The organism is uncultured Veillonella sp. (assembly GCF_963524655.1).
GTDB lineage: Bacteria > Bacillota > Negativicutes > Veillonellales > Veillonellaceae > Veillonella.
In genome coordinates this window covers 1-2,741 of the sequence record NZ_CAURHA010000074.1, presented here as the reverse complement: position 1 = coordinate 2,741, position 2,741 = coordinate 1, and the positions used below count along the sequence as shown (strand labels likewise).

Here is a 2,741-nt window from a genome sequence, read left to right as displayed (position 1 = left end):
AACAAGCACTATACTTGTTGCGTAAACTCTTAACCTACGGTGTCTATGTAGAGGCCTATGTGAAAGATCAAATCTTTGGTATGTACCCACCGTCCAGATGTATTACACCTGAACGATTAAGCGCATGTGCTAGTGAAAGTAAAGAGCACCTACCTGGTGAAACCCATGATCACTATGCTCTTGCTGAAAGTGACGAAGCCGCAAAGGCGACTATGTCTGAATGTGAAGTAGAACAGTCTCATTTCTTCTTTAGACCTCATATTCGTCCCTTTATCTTAGCAACGCGTACTATGGTATGTGACCTACTAGCTCATATGGAGTCTTTAGCCGAAGGTCCTGAGAAAATTCAAATATTCTACGGCGATGAACCGATGCGTCAACGGATCTTACAAGACTTGCGCGATGAATACCAAGGTCTATCTCACGATGGTACAGGCCGTGAAAGATTTTATGATGTACTGCTCTCTAGTGAAGGCAATTTAGAATTCGTATTGCCTCATACTACAAAAGGTACAGCCGTAGAAGCCTTGGCAAAACACTGGGGCTTTAGCCCAGACGAAGTAATGACACTAGGGGATAGCGAAAATGATCTGTCTATGCTACGCTTTGCAGGTGCTGGCGTTGCCATGGGCAATGCTAAACCAAATATTAAAGAAGCAGCACGGTACGAAACGACAGATAATAACCATCACGGCGTGGCAAAAGCAATCTACTCCGCCATAGCACATAACGATGAGCTAAATAAAACTAAATAGCTAAATTAAACTAAATAGCTTTAATTCCGATCGATTAGATTAGATATGTCTATATTTGAAACACTACCAGTTAAAAATAAAAAGCCTGTATTAAGTGGCGCTTGTATTAAATGGTGTTAGAAATATATCTATAATTGAGATACTACCAGTTAAAAATATATCTATAATTGAGATACTACCAGTTAAAAATATATACTTTTAACTGGTAGTATCTGGAAAAAACATATATATCAGTGATGTAGCAAATTGATGTAGCGGTGTTAGATACAGGAGGTGATGTATAATGGGAAATCTAAAGTTTACTATCGATGATACTTGCGTTAAGTGTGGTGCTTGTGCTGAGGATTGTCCTGTTCAATGCATCACTGAAGGTATGACTCGTTTTAATATCGGTACAGGCTGTATCGGCTGTGGTGATTGTTATTCAATCTGTCCCGTTGGGGCCGTGAAGATGTATAAACGGGAGACTCTAAAGAGTAGTAGTCAGAAAATGGGAGACTCGAAAGAGTAATAGTCAGATTTCGGAATGTTAAAAATCTGAACGTTAAGAATGTTAAAAATCCGAACATTAAAAACTTATTTATAATTTTCATACGGAATCTATGGAGTCCATATACTTCGTATGGTATAATAAACTGTAATAAAAAAATCGCGTTTGAATCGAAAAAACGCGCTCCCCAGTACAGAAATGGATGGGCATAAATAATAGTGAATATACTTTCACAAAGATGCATATGGAGGAAGGCATGGAAAACAAGGAATTTGTAATTGTTGTTGACTTTGGTGGTCAATATAACCAATTGATCGCGCGCCGTGTTCGTGAAAATCACGTATACTGCGAAGTATATCCATACAACAAAGCGCTGGAAAAAATTAAAGAATTAAAGCCGCAAGGTATTATCTTCACAGGCGGTCCTAACAGCGTGTATGAAGAGAACTCTCCAAAAATCGAAAAAGAGATTTTTGAACTTGGTATTCCTGTTCTTGGCATGTGCTATGGTATGCAAATTATGGCGCATACATTGGGCGGCGAAGTTAAATCTGCCGATAACCGTGAGTTCGGTAAAACACCTACTAAAGTAGACAATACATCCCCATTATTCAAAGGCTTGGACGAAGACCAAGTTGTTTGGATGTCCCACGTTGACTATGTAGCAAAAGTTCCTGAAGGTTTTGAAATCGTTGCGCATACAAAAGACTGCCCTGCAGCAGCTATGCAAAACAAAGAGCGTAAATTATATGCTATGCAATACCATGCAGAAGTATTGCACACTGAACATGGTAAAGAAATGCTTCACAACTTCTTGTACGAAGTATGTGGTTTCGCAGGCACATGGACAATGGCGAACTATGCAAAAACTGCTATTGAAGAAATCCGTAACACTGTAGGCGATGGTAAAGTATTGTTAGCATTGTCTGGCGGTGTAGACAGCTCCGTTGCAGCAGCTCTTATTTCTAAAGCTGTAGGTGACCAATTGACTTGTATCTTCGTTGACCATGGCTTGATGCGTAAAAACGAAGGCGACGAAGTTGAAGCAGCTTTCAAAGATTCCGGCATGCATTTCATCCGCGTAGATGCTGAAAAACGTTTCTTAGATAAATTGGCTGGTCTTGAAGATCCAGAAGCTAAACGTAAAGCTATCGGCGAAGAATTCATCCGCGTATTCGAAGACGAAGGCCGTAAAATCGGTTCCGTTGATTTCTTGGCGCAAGGTACAATCTACCCTGACGTTATCGAGTCCGGTACTGGCGAAGCTGAAGTTATCAAATCTCACCACAATGTAGGCGGCTTGCCTGCAGTGGTAGACTTTAAAGGCCTTATCGAACCATTGCGCAACCTCTTCAAAGACGAAGTGCGTGAACTTGGTTCTGAATTAGGTTTGGCTGATTACCTCGTATGGCGTCAACCATTCCCAGGTCCTGGCCTTGCTATTCGCGTAATGGGCGAAATCACGATGGTCGGGGGCGGGGGGTTGCGTGGTGGGG

Annotated in this window: 3 protein-coding genes; all 3 read left to right on the top strand. The window is 41.2% G+C overall.

Annotated elements, in window-relative coordinates; translation table 11 throughout:
- A partial coding sequence (locus RYM16_RS08980) for an HAD hydrolase family protein (RefSeq protein WP_314983401.1) occupies positions 1 to 755 on the top strand: 755 nt, incomplete at its 5' end.
- Between the two features lie 283 nt (positions 756 to 1,038).
- On the top strand, positions 1,039 to 1,266 hold the full coding sequence (locus RYM16_RS08975; protein ID WP_314983399.1) for a 4Fe-4S binding protein: 228 nt from the start codon (positions 1,039 to 1,041) through the stop codon (positions 1,264 to 1,266).
- Positions 1,267 to 1,501: 235 nt separating this feature from the next.
- Positions 1,502 to 2,741 (top strand): glutamine-hydrolyzing GMP synthase (gene guaA, locus RYM16_RS08970; protein WP_314983397.1); only part of this gene is annotated, 1,240 nt, incomplete at its 3' end.